Source organism: Vibrio aerogenes (assembly GCF_024346755.1).
GTDB lineage: Bacteria > Pseudomonadota > Gammaproteobacteria > Enterobacterales > Vibrionaceae > Vibrio > Vibrio aerogenes.
In genome coordinates this window covers 1,160,718-1,178,438 of the sequence record NZ_AP024861.1, presented here as the reverse complement: position 1 = coordinate 1,178,438, position 17,721 = coordinate 1,160,718, and the positions used below count along the sequence as shown (strand labels likewise).

Below are 17,721 nucleotides of genomic sequence, written 5' to 3'. Positions count from 1 at the left end.
CAATGTCTAGTGAGTGAAAGGAGTCATCAGCGAAAGAACCGCGCCCACACTAATTGCAATACCATATGGCAGCCCTGCGGCCGCTGGTTTTGTGTAAGCTGAATCAGGCACCGGAATATTCAGTGACGGAAAACTCATGGCGATCTGTAAAATATGCCGGGCTCCTTTGACTTCAATCAGGCGGACAAGCGGCATCATAAAGACCAGACAACCACCCGCCAGCGCAGTCAGCAACAGAAAAGCGACCTGATTGTCACCCCCGACCAGTAAACAGAGTACAGCCATTAACTTCACGTCACCGGCTCCCATCTGATCGATGAGAAACAGACCCATGCCAACCATAAGCACACCTGCCGCCCCCGCCAGAGATAATCCCAGCTGAACTCCTGCCTGCTCTGGATTCATTCCGGCATAACTTCCCATATCAACAAAAAACAGCATGACGTTGGCAAGTACCATCATCAACAGAAACACAATCAGGTGGTTATATATTTTCCGGTAAAACAAATCGCTGAAAACAACATAAGCCAGCGGACATGTCAGCCCATACAAAATCCACTGATTATTCATAGCCAACACTCCACAGGATGTTATTCACCGGAATCAGGTGTTGCAGTATTGGTGATCTGATCGGCAATCGAAGAGAAGCGCTCTTTCAGTGCCGTCACAAATACCCCATCTGAACCAAAAATAACGCCGATCGCCGCAGCCATTGCTGCTGCAAGAATGCCGTATTCAATTGCGGTGACACCACTTTCATCCTGAATAAACTGCTTTATTTTCGCTTTCATGATTACTTCCTTTCCATCTTTAAAATCGGATTAAATATCAACTTCAGAACCGTATTAAGAGTCATTCGCATTTACATTGCAATCATGTAAATATTAAGAATGCTTAATAAAGCCTTTTACTACTTTGCTTATCTGCTTTTTCTCAATACATTAAACATGTGATAAATGAATGAGTTACAAATATTTTTTCTCGCTGGCAGATGGATCTCTGCTGATTTTCTGCCATTAGCATAATTTGATATTGATAATCATTATCAGTTAGTATGTGTGTAAATTTTTGTCAATGAAGGAAAAATCATGCGTGTTCTTGTCGTAGAAGATGAATTGCCGGTCAGCCACTGGATAGGCAGTAAATTACATTCTCACGGTCACCACTGCAAACTCTCAGACAACGGTAAACAGGCACTGCAATTAATCAGGGATGAAGTCTTTGATGTGATTCTGCTGGATAATATGCTGCCAGAAATGAACGGTATCGACGTCTTAACGCATCTGGCCGGTACACCTCACCCGCCTGTGCTGATTTTGTCAGCCAATGATCAAATTTCTGACCGAATCCGGGGGCTTAAAGCCGGGGCTGACGACTATCTGGGCAAACCATTTGATTTTATCGAACTGTTGCTGCGCCTTGAAAGGCTGCATGACCGGACACTGAAAGTACCAACGCATCAGAAAATCAGTATCGGCTATGTCACCATCAACCTCGATAAACAAGAAGTCTGCCGACATGGCAAAAAAGTGCTGCTGACCGGAAAAGAGTTTAAAATCTTACAGGTTCTGGCGGAATACCGGGGAAAAACCGTCACCCGCAATATGCTGCTGGAAAAAGTCTGGGGATATCATTTCGATCCGCAAACGAACATCCTGGATGTCCACCTGTCGAAACTGAGAAATAAACTGAACGGCAGCAAAGATGAGCCTCCCATCATCAGGACAATACGTTCGGTCGGTTATGCGCTGGGGTACTCCGAATGTCAGTCCGCTTAATCATTCACAGCAGTAGTTTCCGTCAGGCGACCTATGTCGCATTTTTTTGTTTAATACTTTCTTCAGCCTCCATTTTTCTCAGTGACTATTTTCTGAAAGAAATTATGCATACTCATCTGAAAGATATGATTTTAGATGATATCAAAAACAAGAGTGCACTCAATTTATTCGATGACAGTTCACAGCTGGCGGTATATCTCAAGACACAGAAACAGGCCAATCAACACGATGAGCTGATTTCGTATACTTTCGATCATCAAAGACGCCTTTTACAGGGAGATATCTCAATTCTGAGCGAGAAAGAACTGGCCCCAATCTTTCATTCCCCGTCCCATCACCTGACGGAAATCATGTTCCATCAATCTGACCGTGAATTATTCGGCATGGCCGTCCCTCTGGCTGACGGTGGTTACTATTATGCGTCATATGATATTCAGCCGATGCTGAACAGCACCCGGATTATCCCGCTGATGACAGGTGCCGTCCTGTTCGCTGTTTTACTGTCGATTTTACTGGTCAGTTTACCGTTCAGTATCAAAAATATGACCCGGGTCAACCGGATTTCACAGGTCATGAGAGAATATGCCGACGGACACCATCTGGCGCGGGTTGTCGATAACGGATATAACGATGAATTCGGCCGCCTGAGCCATGAAACCAATACGTTACTGGCCCGGACTCACATGTTGATGGAACAGGTCAGAACCGTGAACAGCCACATTGCCCATGAATTAAAAACCCCGCTGACCCGGGTGAAACACCGTTTAATCAATACAGCAACATATATTGACAATGATGAAGCACTGCATGAACTGGATGAAGCCGCCTCAGAAATTGACCGGATTCTGTATCTGTTCAGGGCAATTATGCAGCTCACTGAAGTGGAAAATGGCTTGTTATCCCTGCGTCGGGAACCCGTCTGTGCAGTCCGTCTGCTTGAAGAGGTCAGTGAATACTATGAACCGCTGCTGGAGCAGAATCAGATTGAATTAAAGCTCTCTGCGCAAAAACGACAGACTTTCCATGCTGATTATGCTCTGATTTTCCAGGCAGTGGCGAACTTACTGGATAATGCCATCAAATACGCGCCTGAAAGTTCTGTGATTGAAATGCGGGTTGAGCAATATCAGGATACAACCTGCATTCATGTCATTGATCAGGGACCGGGGATTCCGCCGGATAAAATCCCGACAGTCATCGAACGTTTTCAGCGGATAAATACGCACGATACCAGCGTCAAAGGTTTTGGCCTGGGGCTTCCTTTCGTTCAGGCTGTGGCTGAACGTCATCAGGGATCGTTGTCACTGGCGAACAGTCATCCGGGGCTCAGAGTCTCCATCAGTTGCCGGGATGTTGTGCCGGCTACATCACCGATTCTCTGATCACCACGCTGACCAGCGCATTCCACATCCGGGAAAATAAACTTTGGGCCTGCCCTTCAATCACCACTTCACCACGCAGCTGAGTTTTCGGTGCTGCGGCTTCCGGGTCAGTAAAAGACGCGGCGTAAAGCGCCTGCTGTGGTATGGGGGCCTGTTTCCGGTGATCAATGTGTGCTGCAACAGGTCCGCCATAGGGCGAGCTTAATCCGGGATGAGCACGTAAGTCAGAAACACCCCCCTGTGCCAGACGCTCCAAAGATAACGTCATGACGGATGTCTGAATTTCATCAGCAATAAAAACGCCCTGGCGCATGCCTCTGACCCGGCTGAGATCATGTTCACTGATATACGCTTGGGCACGCACCCCTTTGTCCCCGGTGAGCGTTGCCAGAACTTCGCCTGCGGGTATCAGGCTCCCCGCCGTCAATGTTTCCGGTACACCGGCAATATGCCCGGAAAAGGGTGCACGAATCGTGAGCTGCTGTATCAGCCGGGTGCACTGTTTGATTTGCGCTTTGACCGAGAGTAATTCATCCCGGATCACCGTTAAATCTGCCGATGCCTGCCGGTCAAACGGATAAGAACGAATCTGTTTTTCCAGGCTGATCCGCCGGATATCCAGTGTTTGAATTTTCTGATCAAGTTCCGGTGAAGTGAACTGAAAAAGCAGCTGTCCCTGTGATACAACCGTGCCGGAAACAACCGCGCGTTTCACCAGCCGCGCACTCTGTTTTACAAATAACTGTTGCTGTTTTTCAGCCATTAATACCGCCGGTGCGCTTATCGTATGATGCCATGGCACCAGCAGCGCGGTGATCAATACGCCGCTGACGCCTAAAGTCCGCCACATGTTGCCATTCATGGTCAGTTTGTCCCGGTTTTTTATCAGATTATGGATTTCTTTTGCCAGAGGAATCCCCAGTAAATAAACAATTTCGGCCAGAAAGAGCAGTAGTCCCAACGCCTTAAAAACCAGATGATACACAGCTAAAGCGATCCCGAAATAAAGCATACACCGGTAAATCCAGGTAGCGAATGCATAGACAATCACAGTGCGCTGTCGTGATAAAGGCAACGATTCAGGGGGTTTGATCTGCCAGCCAAACAGCGCTTTTCTGATCGCCCACCGGGCCATCGCAAAAGCTCTGGACTGCAAATTCGGCATGTCCAGCCAGTCAGAAAAAATAAAGTAGCCGTCAAAACGCATCAGCGGACTCAGATTGACCGACAGAGAAAGAAATAACGAGGTGGTTGCCAGCGTAAACAGCACACTTCTCAAAATACTGTCATCCACAAAATTCCACCATAAGAGCGCCCAGGCAGCGATCAGGGCTTCGGTCAGCATACCGGCAGCACTAATCATGATGCGCCGGTGTTTCTCTTTGATTCGCCAGGCACCGGTCACATCCGTATAAAGAACCGGCCAGAATAAAATAAAGGTCATACCCATGGTGGAAACCGGTACCTGATATTTCTTACAGGTAAACGCATGACCCAGCTCATGCACAGCTTTCACCCCAATGATCGTGACAACCGAAATCACCGCGCCCTGAACCGAAAACAGGTAGGAAAACCCATGAGTGAAATGTTCCCACTGCCGGGAAGCCAGCCATAAACCGAGTAAAGCAGCTATCAAACTGAGTATCACAAATGCCCGGCTCATCAGGGGGAGTAACAGGGGCAGGCAGCGACTGAGCCAGGGATCAGGCTGACAAAGCGGGATCCGGAAGGCAAGATGACGTTTCATTAACCAGAAAAACCAGTGTTCCTGCCGCTGCTGTTGTGCCAGCTGATGTTCCAGTGTCGTCACATCCAGATGAACCAGATGATTCTGGCTGAGGAACCGGGAAAAAGAGGTCAAAGCGGCTTCATCCGGACGCAGTGTGGTGGTGTTTCTGACATCCCGTAATACTTTTTCCGGAGAGTCAGACCAGTTTGCCAGAAATTCAGTTTCCAGCCAGCCCAGCTGGTAAAAGCGCCCGCGGATTGGGTCTTCCAGTGTCCGGCGTGGCGCACCATAGACATCATCCGGTGCCGGATGTAACCGTAACTCCTGCCTCAGTGGCGGAAGCGGTATCTGCCCGTCCCCCATCATAATGCCCCCCACCATAACCGCAGCTGAGACAACGGACGACGGAAAAGATAAAAAAACAGGGTGGTTTTACGGCCATAAACTTTCGCCACTCCTTTCAGCCCCATTTGCGGTACATCCTGCGACGGCCGGCCCGAATCAGCCACTGACTGAAACGCTGCTTTCAGTACAAAGGCATAGCGGCCGTTATCCTGTAGCGTCGAATGATAAGCCATGGTTGTCAGACGGGCCTGAATGGGCTCTGCCGGACGGCTGTTCGGGAAAAAACGGACCTGATCCCCCGCTTCCAGAGGCATCATGTCATCAACGGCCAATCTGACTTCAAGCTGTGTACGGGATGGATCTGCAATTAACATCACCGGCTCTCCCAGATTCAGAGGCCGCCCGATCCAGTCACCCTGATCATCAAATAAAGCGATCCCATCCTGTTGGGCAAAAATTTCAGTCTGGCTGACCTGTTGTTGCAGATAATCCGCATTCAGTCGCGCCAGATTCATCCGCCCTTCCAGCACCGCAATGCTGGCTTTCCTGCTGGCATCATAAAATGATTGCTGACGGGCCACCCGGAGCTCTGCCCGGCTGATAGCCAGTTGTTGTCTTGCCTGAGCCAGCTGCTCATTCAAACGTTGCGCATCCAGTGTCAGCAGGTGATCGCCCTGCTTCACCGGACTGTTGGGGGTGAGATGTAACGACTTCACGACCCCACTGACCGGCAGGCGCACCATCGATGATGCTGAAGAGATAATTTCGGCAGGCGCAAGGACCGACTGATGCACCGGAATCAGCATCACAGCGGCGGCAATCAGCCCACCGCAGACCCAGAGACGCTTTTTCTGCGGCAGCCGGATATTTTTCGATAACCGGACATTTTGCCGGTTTATCGCCTGCCACGCATGTCCGTATGCCTGTTGAAGAAAAGTGAGTAACCGTTTTTCCCGGATACTCAGTGGCTGCGTGCGGGATAACAACAAAACCGCAATCACCCGATCTTCAGGGTCTGTCACCGGCAGCCAGATCATCACGTCAGCAAAATGCTGAGAGAACATCTGCTGGTCAGCCTGCGGCCAGTCATCAACCTGCACCCGGTGAATCCCGGAAGCAACATCCTGTTTGATCAGAGAACGGCAGCGCCGGTTCAGCCATTGCGCCAGTGGTGCCTGCCGGTCAATACTCAGCACACCGGAAGCGCCACACACGGCCTGATGCTGCACATCCCACAAAACCGCCTGTTCATACTCAGCGATAATCCGGGTTTGATTCAGCATCACAAACTGTAACTGTTGCAAAGTGGTCGCTTGCCTGGCCTTTTGCTCCAGCTGAAGCAGCGACAGTAATCGTGTTTCTGTTGTGTTATCAGCGACCGCTGTACCGGCATGCACCATTATTTTGACTCAGCCGTTTGTTCAGAAACATGTAAATGCGCATTACCGCTCATTCCGGGCATCAATACCAAGCCGGGCCGGGACTGAATTTCTCCGTACACGGTATAAGACTGACTGAGTGAATCAATCACACTGCCCAGACGAATAATGGTCGCCGGATACGTATCACCGGTTTCATCCAGCGTCACCTGAAATGTCTGCCCGGTTTGAATCAGGGACACCCAGCGGGACGGCACAATGAATTCCACTTCATAAGCGCTGGTGTTATAAATTTCCAGCAGCTTTTTTCCCTCCGTGACAAATTCTCCGGGCTGAACAAAACGTTGTGACACCCGGCCATCAAAAGGCGCGGTCATCCGGCAGCGTTTGACCATCAGTTGAGCAACCCTGCGTTCCGAACGGGCCATGTCCAGATCGGCTTCGGCCTGCCCGACTTCCATCACACTGATCGATTCCAGACGATTCAGCTTTTTGGCAACCTGAAATTTCTGCTCTGACAGCTTTTCACCCGCCTTGGCGTGACCCAGTCTGGCCTGATATATCTCACAGTTCACACCGGCAAGCACATCTCCCTGATGAAAAGCATCACCCGCTTTGAACGGGAGCTGAGCCAACCGTCCGGCGATTTCACCTGAAACAATCAAATCGGCTTTGGGCCTGAGCTGAACCCGGATCACTTCAGGTTCATGACTGACTGTCGTCTGAGCCAGAGCCGGGGCTGCTATACCCAATGCAGCTATACCCAACACTGCGGCCATTCTCAGAACGGCTGACATGCTCAGGAGTGTCAGCATACCCGGCACTGTTATTCCGGCCGGTAACACCCGGTCCCCGGCAAACATTATTCATCGCTCCCGGCGGTGTTCCCGGCCCCGGTAAAATCGCGGACCGGCGCACTGCGCAGTGAGTGAAGGCTGTCCCATGTCGATATCTGTTCTGTCTTTGGCTGCATCTCTGACACCAGCGGAGTCTGGCGGGGATGCGCGACGGCAGGTGTCACCTGAGCCAATAGCTGACGCTGCTGCTGATTCAGTTCGCCCCGGCTCAGTTTCGTCCGCTGCCGGGCAATCGCCTGTGACAACGCCTGCACGCTGCGGCCATCAATTTTTTCCGGCAATGGATCCAATCCGGCGGCCTGATAAATCGCCCCGTAAGCCGCATGAGCCTGCGCCAGTTGCTGGTCCCGGTGACGGGTCATCAGAACCGTCTCTGTTTGCATGCGAATCTGTTCCAGTTTCGATTCCATCCGGCTTTGGTAAGCACTTTGGGTCTGGGTCGCAATGCCTTTCTGCAAACGCAGCAATTCCGAGGCCCGCTGATACTGATTCTGAGACTGGCGATACTGCTGCCAGGCGACATGAACCTGCGTTAACACGGCCATACGCAGGGCCTGCCGGCGTATTTCTGCAATGTTCTGTTTCGCCTGACCTGCTTTATTGATTGAGGAGTAAGAGAATACATTCATTAAATTCCAGCTGACCTGAACACCTGCATCTGCCCAGCTATGATTGACTAAATAGCTGTTACTGTCATAGTGCCCGCCGACAAACAGCGAAGCCCCCGGCAGTAAGTGCATCAACCGGGAACGGGTTTCCAGTACAGCATTACGCGCTTTATAAATTTCTTCATTGATTTCCGGGCGGTTCACCAACGCCAGCGCCTCAAGATTGCCCAGGCTGTAACTGACTTCTGGTATCTGACTCATCGGTTCTGAAACTGCGGCTAACCGGTAAGGTGTGGCAGGTGAAAGATTCATCAGGCTGGCTAAACGGGTTTTGGCGATGACCAGTTCACTCGAGAGGTTTTCCAGCTGGCTGATCATCTTCAGCAGACTTTTCTGGTATTTCATTGCCACCACCGGCGCAACCAGACGCGCTTTCTCCGTCTGCCGGGCCTTTGCCAGTGCCTTTTTCGCCTGTTGCAACACCGTATTGACCTCAGGTTCCAGCCGCTGAGCCGTTGCTGCCACCCAATAAGCACGCCGGACCTGCTGGATAATATCTGCCGTCACAACCCGCCGTTGTTCTTCGGCAACCAACACATTGTTGGCCTGAATTTTCGCACCGAAATAACCAATACCGAAATCAAGAATATTCCACGACAGTGACAAATCAGCATTGCTTAATTCTTTATCCTGACTGGTTGATGCTTCCAGTGATTCGATACCGGATTTAACCGACTCGCTGGAAGAAGCCGCAACCTGATCACGGGTCCGCCAGCCACTACTGGCAGCCACCGACGGCAGTAAATCATAGCTTTTACTGTCAAGCAGCCGATTCTCATAGGCATATTGCATCATCGCCAGCCGCTTTTGCAGATTATATTTCACGGCTCTTGCCATCGCTTCTTCAAGCGTAATGGGGTGCTCAACCGGTGCCTGATGGCTGAATATCGTTTGCTGATCTTTCAGCATCAGCGCTGCTTTTTCATCCTGACCAATGTGCTGCGGCTGAATTGAACATCCCGCCATCAATACCCCTAACAAACCAGATACAGAAAGGTTTACCACTGCTTTTTTAGATTTATAAATTGGTTTTTTCACAACAATTAACCACTTTTTGTGATTCAACAGCACACGGGAGGGTTCTGTTGAGTGAATCGGACAGAGATACATGCTGAAAGCATTCATCAACTCTGATATACATTCGCTTATTCCTGGCTCAATTCATCCAGAATGGCCTGACTTTGCAGAGAAATTGCCTGCATCCCCGCCTGTTGAGCCTGTTGTACTAAATTTGTGCCTTCTGGGCCGGATAACGGCCGATCATGCGCCGCATCATCATATAAATACACATCGGTGTGATGCAGATTTCCTGACACATCCTGAAGAGTCACTGTAAGCGCAACCGGGCCGGAATGGCTGAACAGACTGCAGCTCACCGTCAGATGCCCGTTTTCCGGATGATAAACCACCCCGTCTGGTAACCTGCCGGATAAACCGTCTGATAATGCCCCGGAGATGGAAATTCCGATCACATGATGAGAAGAACCAGCCAGCGCAGATAAATCAAATTCAACCCGGCCATGACCGGATGAAGTCCCGGTCAGCGAGAGTGAATGCTGATCCTGGCTGAGTTCATCAAGCCATTGATCCAGCTGTTCAAAAAAAGATGATGTTTCGTTCAGCCAGGCCGGCGAATCACTGACACCGTCAGTGTTCTCCGTCAGGATGACATGGTCCGGCCCCTCATCCACAGAAGAGCGGAATGCCTGATCCGGATGAGACCCGGTGCCGGAATATTCCGCCCACGGGTTGTCCGTCTGTGTCAGTAACACAGGCTCAGCCATTGCGCCGGGAGCACGCACATGAAGTATCATCGTCAGTGAAACCTGCTTGCCTTCGCTGTTTGTGACCTGAAACGTCAGGGAATAATCACCCGGTTCGGCAGGCGTCCCGGATAAGGATAAACGGGCAGCATCAAAAGTCATTCCGTCAGGTAATCCGCTGACATCCCATGAAAGCGGAAGGTCATTCGGATCATCGACCAGTGTTTCCGGTAACGTCTGCGCATACGCCGTTCCAGCCGTCCCCTGACTCAGGGAAAACCCCTCCGGATGAGCAACCGGCGGTAGTGCCGGTTCCCGAACATTGAGTTCAATGGTTTGCGAAGCACTGCCGCCGTCTTGATCAGTGGTAGTCAGACTAAAGGAGATAGGGACGGTGTCACTTTGTGCACTGCTGATGTAGCGAATACTTTGCAGCAGCAGATTCATTTGTGTACCAGATAAATCTCCGGTCACGGCAACGGATAGAGAGCCGTTAACCATCGTCAGGGTAGCCACTGCCTCTCCCTGATACATGATTGATCCGTTGTCAACCGTAAAGCCGGCATCAGAGTCAATGGAAAAGCTGTCCTGGCTGTTGGCTTCCCCGGCCCTCTCCAGGGTCAGGGTCATACCTGCATAACTACCTGAAAATTCACTTTCAGGATCTGACAGAGTGAGCCCTGAGATCAGCAGGACAGACTCTCCCGGATGCACACTCAGTGTCGCATCTTCATTTTTGTATAACGTCGTATCACTGCCGCCAACCCAGACCGTGCCCTGTTCGGTGACACTGACCGTTGCATCGGCCGAGTCCAGGCCGGTTTGCTGGATCAGGGTCAATGTGCCATTGTCGTCCAGTACATAGCGAAGCAATTCCTGAGAACCGGTGGTCACATACACCGTCTGCCCGTCCTCTGAAATGGCGGTATCCTGAATATTGTTCACATCCAGTGATGACATTGCCGTAAATGTATGTGACCCGGTATCGAACTGATAGACAGAGAGATTGCTGTCGGTTGCAACATAAATATACTTTCCGTCTCCGGAGACTTCGATATCCGTCGCCTGATCACTCAGGGAGAAATTCTGGCCGTTCGCATCCGTATCGCCGTCACGGATATAACCGACCCAGTCGACACCTGAATCAGTGATCTGATAAGCAATGATGGTTGCCTGTACAAATTTGGTGGTCACAAACAGATAATCACCGGACACCGTCAATGCGGTCGGATTGCGGATATAAGGTTCACTCCAGGGGCTGCTGAAACTCAGCAGGCCATCTAAATCCGCTATATTGCCGGTCGTGGTATCGGTTGAAATGGCAAACAGCTTGGTGTCAGTCATAAAAAACAGGTAACTGCCATCATCAGATAAGGTGATATCTGAGATCAGGCTGAAAATTGCAAAATCGGTGGCATCCGGCGTCAGGCTAATGACCTGTGACTGCATCAGCTCACCCTGACTGTTCACCGAATACACCGTAATCTGACTATAATCTCCGTCTTTGCCGAGCGCATATAACACACTCCCGTCACTGTTCGCTTCCAGAGAAATGACACTTGTATCAGTATCAGTATCAGTATCAGTATCAGTATCAGTATCAGTATCAGTATCAGTATCAGTATCAGTATTATCGCTTGCAACAGAGTTCAGCGTCAGGAAACTCAGCTCCCCGGTGGATGAACTGACCTGATAAACCGCAATATTGCCGGCATCATCGACCACAAACAAACGTTCACCGTTATCACTGATGAACGTATCTGCCACACTGCTTATCTGTGAAAGATCTTCCGTCGATGTCACAGCCGTCAGCACACCCTGTTCATACAACTGGCTGAAGGTCAGTGATGGGTCATCATTCACATTCTCATGATGGATTGTCACCACAAATACATCTGAACTTTGCCCGTCGCTGTCCGTCAGGGTGATGGTCAGATGATTCGTCTCCGGTAATGACTCACTATCATTGGCATACATAATATGGCCTATCACAGCATTCACATCCTGCGTGACCGGGATCTGCTGATAGGCTTCGGTGAAGGTGATTTTGATTTCAGAACCGTTCACTTCTGTCGTGGCGATCACCACGCCGTCTTTCTGAATCTGGCCATCTGACCAGGTATAACCATCCCCGTCAGCGAACACCAGTTGATCGCCGTCCTGACCATCTGTGGTGATGGTCAATGTGGCACCATCATAGTTACCCTGCCCGTCATTTCTGCCGTCCATTTCCGCATCACTGACAAAAATATGTTCCAGAAACGACTGCTGACCACTGTTTTCTTCATAGCTTACCGGGCTGTTTTCCCCGCTAATGACACTGACTGCGTTGTCCTCACTCTGCGCACTGACCCGCACAACGCTGGTCGCACCGACATCACTTTCCTGATTCTCACTGACACCATATTCAGTGACCGTCAATTCAAAGCTTCTCTCGCCGGAAGCATCCGCTGAGGTATTGCGGTATTGAATCCCGTCAATCAGCTGCTCAGCCTGATCGGCCGGTTTGGTGACAAAAAGCACCACGGTTTTCACCCCATCATCACTTTCGAGGATCTGATACTGAAAACCATTAACGGTCGTCCGCGGCGAGCCGGTCGTTTCCAGGCTGATAATATTGCCGTCCACATTGAGCACATCATTTTCTGTTGCACCTTCCACGGTCAGCTCAACTTTCCATATCTGCTGCCCGCTTTCGACCGTATCGATACTGGTGTCTGAAAACAGCGGAATATAATCATCACCCGCGGTATAACTGGTGTGAACGGCGGTGGAATGAATAACCGGCGCATGATTGACATCGCTCTCATTCAGCGCGATCCCTTCCGGCAAAGATGCGTTCCCGCTGTCATCACTGGTGGTTACACCGAAAGCCGCCGGATTGCCGTCAGCATCACGGTCATCACGGGTGTTTACCATATCCGGTCCGGAGCTCACCGGGTCATCCGTGGCCTGACGATGCGCCTGCACGCTCTCAGAAGCGGGTTGTGTTCCTGCCTGAACATCACTGGCATGGCTGATATCACTGACCGTATCTGCGGTTACAGCAACATCGGCATCAAATACAATCCGGGGTTCCAGCATAAATGCATGCAGCGTTGAATCTGAAGTAAACCCTTGCATATCCATTCCTGATATTTTGAGTGAGGCTATCTGATGAGGCGGACGTAGTCATTACGCCGGATATCCTCAGCGATCGCTTTCAGTGCTTTTTTGACGTACGGCTCTCCTGAACTGAAGCCCGTCGCGTCAACAAAATGCATATTGTCTTTTCCCTGTGTGCATATCTGCAAACCGGGGCCAGCCACCTGATCAAACAGGACGCGGCCATAGTCATCCGGATCTCCCGGACGCACACCAATAAAATAAAAATGAAGATAACGATGGCGGAAGCTCCGGCATAAATCGACAAAGCGCTGTCTGGCCCGGTTTCTCGCATCAGCAGTGCCGGAAAGCCCGGCCTGCGCATCCCGGCTGAAGTTATAACTATCGGTGTCAAACCAGGTTCCGGTGGTATTGGCGAGCATCACAATCGCTTTATAGTGTTGATCATCAGAACGGAATGACAGCGGCAGTTCAGCATCACCCCATCCGGCGGATCCCTGCATCTGCGGCGACAAACTGGCAGCCGCCCACCCCATGGCTATGGCATAATTGGTATTAAACCGGGACGACATTTCATCGAGCCGTTGATCAATTTTATCCAGGTCATTTGTCAGCGGAAGCAGTGCCGCATTCGGACACCCCTTATCGGCAACAATATAGCGCGTATCAATGGCAGAAGCGGCATCCGGCCACAGATCCGGATTGGGGCCAACCCATGAAACCGGATCCGCACCGGGACTGCCGTTTTCCGGCAGGTCATGGCGGTAATACACCCCAAATTGTCCGGTTGGCGGACGATCCCAGAAATAGTTCTCTCCCTGGTCCAGTCCGCGGTACATACACAGTAAATGAGCAATCCGGTCCGGAAAGTGGGGATCAGCAAGGCTGCTGATCTGGCCGCTGCTGAATAAACTACTCAGCTCTGGTGGCATCAGGCTGCCAAATGAAGCCCAGCGGTCAATTCTTTGCGGGTCTTCTGCATCATATACATTCACCGACTGACTATACGGAACCAGAGAAAGCCAGCGTTTCTTCTCATCCTCACGGCCGGAACTTTCATCGTCATCCGGCTCAATCAGTTGCTGCGCAAACTGATAACCTAACCGGCGCAGAGCCGAGATATCGCTCTCGCTTTCACTGACAGTATTTGGCAGGAGCAGCGAAACTTCCGTCGGGCGGGACATCACCTCCACCGTCGATGAGATCGTTTTATCCTGAGATTCTGCGCCCAGTACCGGCGCTTCGGCCACAACATTCACCGAGACCTGATAAGTCACCGCACCCGATTTCTTCACGGATTTGAGCACCTGCACCGATTCCTGATCCACCTGTTGCTTCAGCGCACTGTCCAGCCCAAGATTAAACTGAATATAGTGGCTGGCGAGCTCACGCAGCTCACCGGAATCACTTTCATTACTGTTGGCTGCCTCTTTATAGCCAATGGCCATTGCTGCTGAGTCTGTTGCCCGCTTAACCTGCGACAGACTATGGACGGTTCGCGTGGTATCCAGGCTATATGCAATCGCAGCTAATACGCCGGCAAAAACCAGCACCGTAAATGGCATGACTGACCCGGACTGATCACAACCAAACCGTTGCCACAACCGTTTACTCTGACAGAACCGTTTACGCTGACAGAGCCTGGCACAAGCCCGTTTCATCATTGAATTAAAACACACAAATAACATCACACTTCATATCGGGTTGTTCAACCACATCACTCCATAGTCACTAATGATGATGATAAGCATTCTCAATAAGATTGATAGATTTGATTTATTAATATTCGTTAATATTTACCGTGAAAATACAAAAACGGGAGCAAAAAGGTGACGGACTCATTTGAGCCCATAAATAATATCAGCGGGATTATTCCGGTTTTGACAGCTCCGGAAAATCTTTCAGCGCTTTCATGGGCTGGTGTCCCTGATCAAGATGAACCAGATCAATCAAATCATCATCCGAGACCTGATAAGCCTGACCAAATCCCTTCACATATAAACCTTGTGCCGTCGTTAACTGGTACAGCTTAAAGTCTTTCATCTGGCTCAGATTCTCAATGATGTTGCCAAAGCGTTCGTTTAACTGGCTGATCACCCGTTCCCACAGCGGGCTGTCACGCTCAACCAGACTGGCGGTTGCGCTGAAAGTCAGACGCTTGCGGGCATAAAGCAGCTTCGAGCTGGTTTCATCTTCAATCATCATCATCGATAACTGCGGGTTCACCTGCAAATTCCGGGCATGACGGGCAACCAGTGAAATCAGCACAAAATAACCTGCTTCGTTATAGACAAATGGCGCATAACTGACATGAGGATCATGTTGCTCATCGGTTGTTGCCAGTTGTAAAGTCTGACACCGGCTGCGAAATTCCTGAATTTCCGGCACCAGCCGCTGTTGCAGCCTGTGCTGTTTTTCTTGTGTATCCATGGCGTTACTTTCTCCTGTAAGGATTTATTGTCAGCGGGACGGGCTTCTTTGACCCTATGTTGTTTTCACCGCATACATCAGTTTTCCGGACCTGATTTACCCAAACAACCTGAAGGTGCAGGGTTTAGTAAGATTGATCCGGCTCTGAGACAAAGCTGTGTTTCAGTGCCTGAAACGTTTCAACCTGACCGGGCAACAGATTGCGCTGCGCATCCCGGCCCAGATAAATTTTAAAAATGTTGTCACCCTGCGCATCCAGAAAACCAAAGTAATGGCTCTCTTTGCCCATAAAGGGCTTACTGACCAATGCAATATGCGCAATATTGTCCAGGTTTAAATGCCCGTGCAACTGCCCGGTTTGCCCCATTAAGTTGTAATAACCGCGGGCAAACTTCCCTTCCGGCAGTGGCGCTTTCACTTCAAAAATTGAGCCGCCGGACTGAACAATCACAGTCACATCCGTTTTCCAGCCTGCAATTTCGTGCAGCAAATCCCGGGCATGATCGCCGGAGATCACCACGGCAGACTGCGACGGAAATGCCTGTAATACCTCGAGTTCGCTGACATTCAGCTTTGTTGCTATGTCAGCGGGAAGCGTCTGTGGTTCCTGCGTTAGTATCTGCACAACCTGTTCATTCAGTGTATTCATCTTGTTTTCCCTGTTTTACATCCGCCAGCACCTGAAGCTGGTCTTTCCGGTTCAACCCGGAAAAAGCGAGAGTAATAAAGATGAGAATGATTCACAATATTATCTGGCCTCCGAATTTATTAATATTTGTTAATATACCCAGGCAATCTGAAGACAAATGATTCAGGTTGTCTGAGATGACATCAGCCGGAAACCGGGACTTTCATCCCACCCGGCGCATGCTGTGGCCGGGCTCCTGAACTCATGACATCAATCATGCCCTGAGCCAGATTCACCGCCCAGAACTGCCCGGCTAAGGTTAACGTCAGATAATCGCCCTCAATACTGACCAGGCCATTCTCCTGCCAGACCTGAAACAGCGGCATCAGCCGGGCAAATAAATCGCGACCGGCAGCCTCATCCAGCCGTAACCGGGACAGTACACCCTGATCCATCCCGGATTTTATCTCAGCGAAAATCCCGGCTGCCGGTGTTTCACGAAAGATCATGCCCATCGGGAACTGCCGGTTACCGATCGCCTGCATATAATCTTCCAGTTTTCTGAACTGCATCAGCTGTAACCCGGCCAGATGACCGCCGGCACCGGCGCCAACCGGTAAAACATCTGCACTGGTTTTCGCCAGCGAGTTATACAGACTTCTTTCCCGGTTGGTGGATGCCCAGTGATTGATACTGAGCTTTTTCTGATGATGACGGGCCATAAAAATGCTGCCGGTTTCATACATGGTGGCTTTCAGCTGCGTTGACCCTGCCGGTGGCAGTTTGCCCTGAGCTACCTTCTTTTCAAGCGGTATGCCTGGCATTTCAATCAGCTGGTACAAGTCAACACCATCGGCACCGGACGCCAGGTAATCACGCAGGTCATCATGCCAAATGTCGAGCGTCTGCATCGGCAGGCCGTATAACAAATCGAGCACAATGGGTGCAGCATTGTAACCGGTCAGTGCTGAGATCCGTGCCAACAGGTAATCCCGTGAGTCAAGTCTGCGGGCCGCTTTGCGCACCGTGGTATCAAAACTTTGTACCCCAAATGAAAAGCGGTTAATGCCTCCTTCAAGGGCATGTTCAAATTTCTCATTATCAAAGCGGTTCAACCGCCCTTCGAGGGTGATTTCGCAATCAGGTGCCAGCGGATATAAACGCTTGATATGCTGCGCCAGCTGTCTGATTTGCTGCGGGCTTAAATCACTCGGCGTACCGCCGCCGATGTATACCGCCTGAAAAGGTGCTGACTGAGACCACGCAAACGAGGCCTTCCATTCCAGCTCCTGCAACAGTGCAGCAAAGTAACTGTCGACCAGTTGCTGGCTGGACGCATTCTGGAAAAAATTACAATAAGTACATCTCACCCGGCAGAAGGGAATATGAATGTAGAGGCATCGGTTCTTATTTTCCGGAGCCCGGATTGAAAGTGCTTCAGTCACGGTTCGCTGAATATCCGGAAACGGCACCGGCGCACCAGCCATACCGGCATGAGCGCTTTTCTTACGTGAAAATGCATGTCGCAATGGGTCTGACGAATGGGTTCCGGTCAGCGTTTCATCATCAAAATCAATATTTATCATATCAACCACACTATTTAATCTGAGAATCTCAACAGATGATTCTCGTGAATTTTGGCTGATCATATTGACCC

The 17,721-nt window shown here is 50.4% G+C and carries 13 protein-coding genes; 2 read left to right on the top strand and 11 right to left on the bottom strand.

All coding sequences use genetic code 11. The features are described 5' to 3' along the window. Positions 1–6: 6 nt before the first annotated feature. A complete protein-coding gene (locus OCV29_RS05410; protein WP_073604783.1) occupies positions 7–570 on the bottom strand; it encodes an A24 family peptidase in 564 nt (187 codons plus the stop codon). Positions 571–590: 20 nt separating this feature from the next. Then, a complete protein-coding gene (locus OCV29_RS05405) occupies positions 591–791 on the bottom strand; it encodes a Flp family type IVb pilin (protein WP_073604782.1) in 201 nt (66 codons plus the stop codon). A gap of 297 nt (positions 792–1,088) precedes the next feature. On the opposite strand from OCV29_RS05405, the gene OCV29_RS05400 reads away from it, so the two are divergent. Next, positions 1,089–1,778 carry a response regulator transcription factor gene (locus tag OCV29_RS05400; RefSeq protein WP_073604781.1) on the top strand — a complete coding sequence of 230 codons (690 nt, stop codon included), beginning with the start codon at positions 1,089–1,091 and terminating at the stop codon, positions 1,776–1,778. Then, entirely contained in the window at positions 1,763–3,160 is a 1,398-nt protein-coding gene (locus tag OCV29_RS05395; RefSeq protein ID WP_073604780.1) for a HAMP domain-containing sensor histidine kinase, read from the top strand. Before OCV29_RS05400 ends, OCV29_RS05395 begins: the two co-directional genes overlap by 16 nt. Here OCV29_RS05395 and OCV29_RS05390 read toward each other — a convergent pair. From OCV29_RS05390 to hutW, 9 genes are all read right to left on the bottom strand, one after another. Beyond that, entirely contained in the window at positions 3,141–5,255 is a 2,115-nt protein-coding gene (locus OCV29_RS05390) for an HlyD family efflux transporter periplasmic adaptor subunit (RefSeq protein WP_175561570.1), read from the bottom strand. The genes OCV29_RS05395 and OCV29_RS05390 overlap by 20 nt on opposite strands. Then, entirely contained in the window at positions 5,252–6,634 is a 1,383-nt protein-coding gene (locus OCV29_RS05385; protein ID WP_073604778.1) for an efflux RND transporter periplasmic adaptor subunit, read from the bottom strand. The genes OCV29_RS05390 and OCV29_RS05385 overlap by 4 nt, the downstream gene beginning before the upstream one ends. Then, the gene (locus tag OCV29_RS05380) at positions 6,634–7,476 is read right to left on the bottom strand and encodes an efflux RND transporter periplasmic adaptor subunit (protein WP_084193412.1); all 843 of its coding nucleotides are present in this window, start codon (positions 7,474–7,476) and stop codon (positions 6,634–6,636) included. Before OCV29_RS05380 ends, OCV29_RS05385 begins: the two co-directional genes overlap by 1 nt. Next, a complete protein-coding gene (locus OCV29_RS05375; protein WP_217653315.1) occupies positions 7,476–9,176 on the bottom strand; it encodes a TolC family protein in 1,701 nt (566 codons plus the stop codon). The genes OCV29_RS05380 and OCV29_RS05375 overlap by 1 nt, the downstream gene beginning before the upstream one ends. A gap of 107 nt (positions 9,177–9,283) precedes the next feature. Further along, complete coding sequence (locus OCV29_RS05370; RefSeq protein ID WP_261887373.1) at positions 9,284–13,024, bottom strand: putative Ig domain-containing protein; 3,741 nt, start codon at positions 13,022–13,024, stop codon at positions 9,284–9,286. A gap of 26 nt (positions 13,025–13,050) precedes the next feature. After that, positions 13,051–14,694 (bottom strand): TadE/TadG family type IV pilus assembly protein, encoded by a 1,644-nt coding sequence (locus tag OCV29_RS05365; RefSeq protein WP_139281638.1) that lies wholly within the window; start codon positions 14,692–14,694, stop codon positions 13,051–13,053. 181 nt (positions 14,695–14,875) lie between these two features. Beyond that, positions 14,876–15,436: a heme utilization protein HutZ gene (gene hutZ / locus OCV29_RS05360; protein ID WP_073604776.1), complete on the bottom strand. Its 561-nt coding sequence runs from the start codon at positions 15,434–15,436 to the stop codon at positions 14,876–14,878. Positions 15,437–15,560: 124 nt separating this feature from the next. Continuing rightward, on the bottom strand, positions 15,561–16,085 hold the full coding sequence (gene hutX / locus OCV29_RS05355; protein ID WP_073604775.1) for a heme utilization cystosolic carrier protein HutX: 525 nt from the start codon (positions 16,083–16,085) through the stop codon (positions 15,561–15,563). A gap of 182 nt (positions 16,086–16,267) precedes the next feature. Then, complete coding sequence (gene hutW / locus OCV29_RS05350) at positions 16,268–17,650, bottom strand: heme anaerobic degradation radical SAM methyltransferase ChuW/HutW (RefSeq protein ID WP_073604833.1); 1,383 nt, start codon at positions 17,648–17,650, stop codon at positions 16,268–16,270. Positions 17,651–17,721 lie beyond the last annotated feature (71 nt).

Coding starts and splice junctions, on each gene's coding strand:
- hutZ (WP_073604776.1), bottom strand. CDS start 15,436: ATGGATACACAAGAAAAACAGCACAGGCTGCAACAGCGGCTGGTGCCG.
- OCV29_RS05385 (WP_073604778.1), bottom strand. CDS start 6,634: ATGGTGCATGCCGGTACAGCGGTCGCTGATAACACAACAGAAACACGA.
- OCV29_RS05390 (WP_175561570.1), bottom strand. CDS start 5,255: ATGATGGGGGACGGGCAGATACCGCTTCCGCCACTGAGGCAGGAGTTA.
- OCV29_RS05395 (WP_073604780.1), top strand. CDS start 1,763: ATGTCAGTCCGCTTAATCATTCACAGCAGTAGTTTCCGTCAGGCGACC.
- OCV29_RS05410 (WP_073604783.1), bottom strand. CDS start 570: ATGAATAATCAGTGGATTTTGTATGGGCTGACATGTCCGCTGGCTTAT.
- hutX (WP_073604775.1), bottom strand. CDS start 16,085: ATGAATACACTGAATGAACAGGTTGTGCAGATACTAACGCAGGAACCA.
- OCV29_RS05400 (WP_073604781.1), top strand. CDS start 1,089: ATGCGTGTTCTTGTCGTAGAAGATGAATTGCCGGTCAGCCACTGGATA.
- OCV29_RS05365 (WP_139281638.1), bottom strand. CDS start 14,694: ATGTTATTTGTGTGTTTTAATTCAATGATGAAACGGGCTTGTGCCAGG.
- OCV29_RS05370 (WP_261887373.1), bottom strand. CDS start 13,024: ATGCAAGGGTTTACTTCAGATTCAACGCTGCATGCATTTATGCTGGAA.
- OCV29_RS05380 (WP_084193412.1), bottom strand. CDS start 7,476: ATGTTTGCCGGGGACCGGGTGTTACCGGCCGGAATAACAGTGCCGGGT.
- OCV29_RS05405 (WP_073604782.1), bottom strand. CDS start 791: ATGAAAGCGAAAATAAAGCAGTTTATTCAGGATGAAAGTGGTGTCACC.
- hutW (WP_073604833.1), bottom strand. CDS start 17,650: ATGATAAATATTGATTTTGATGATGAAACGCTGACCGGAACCCATTCG.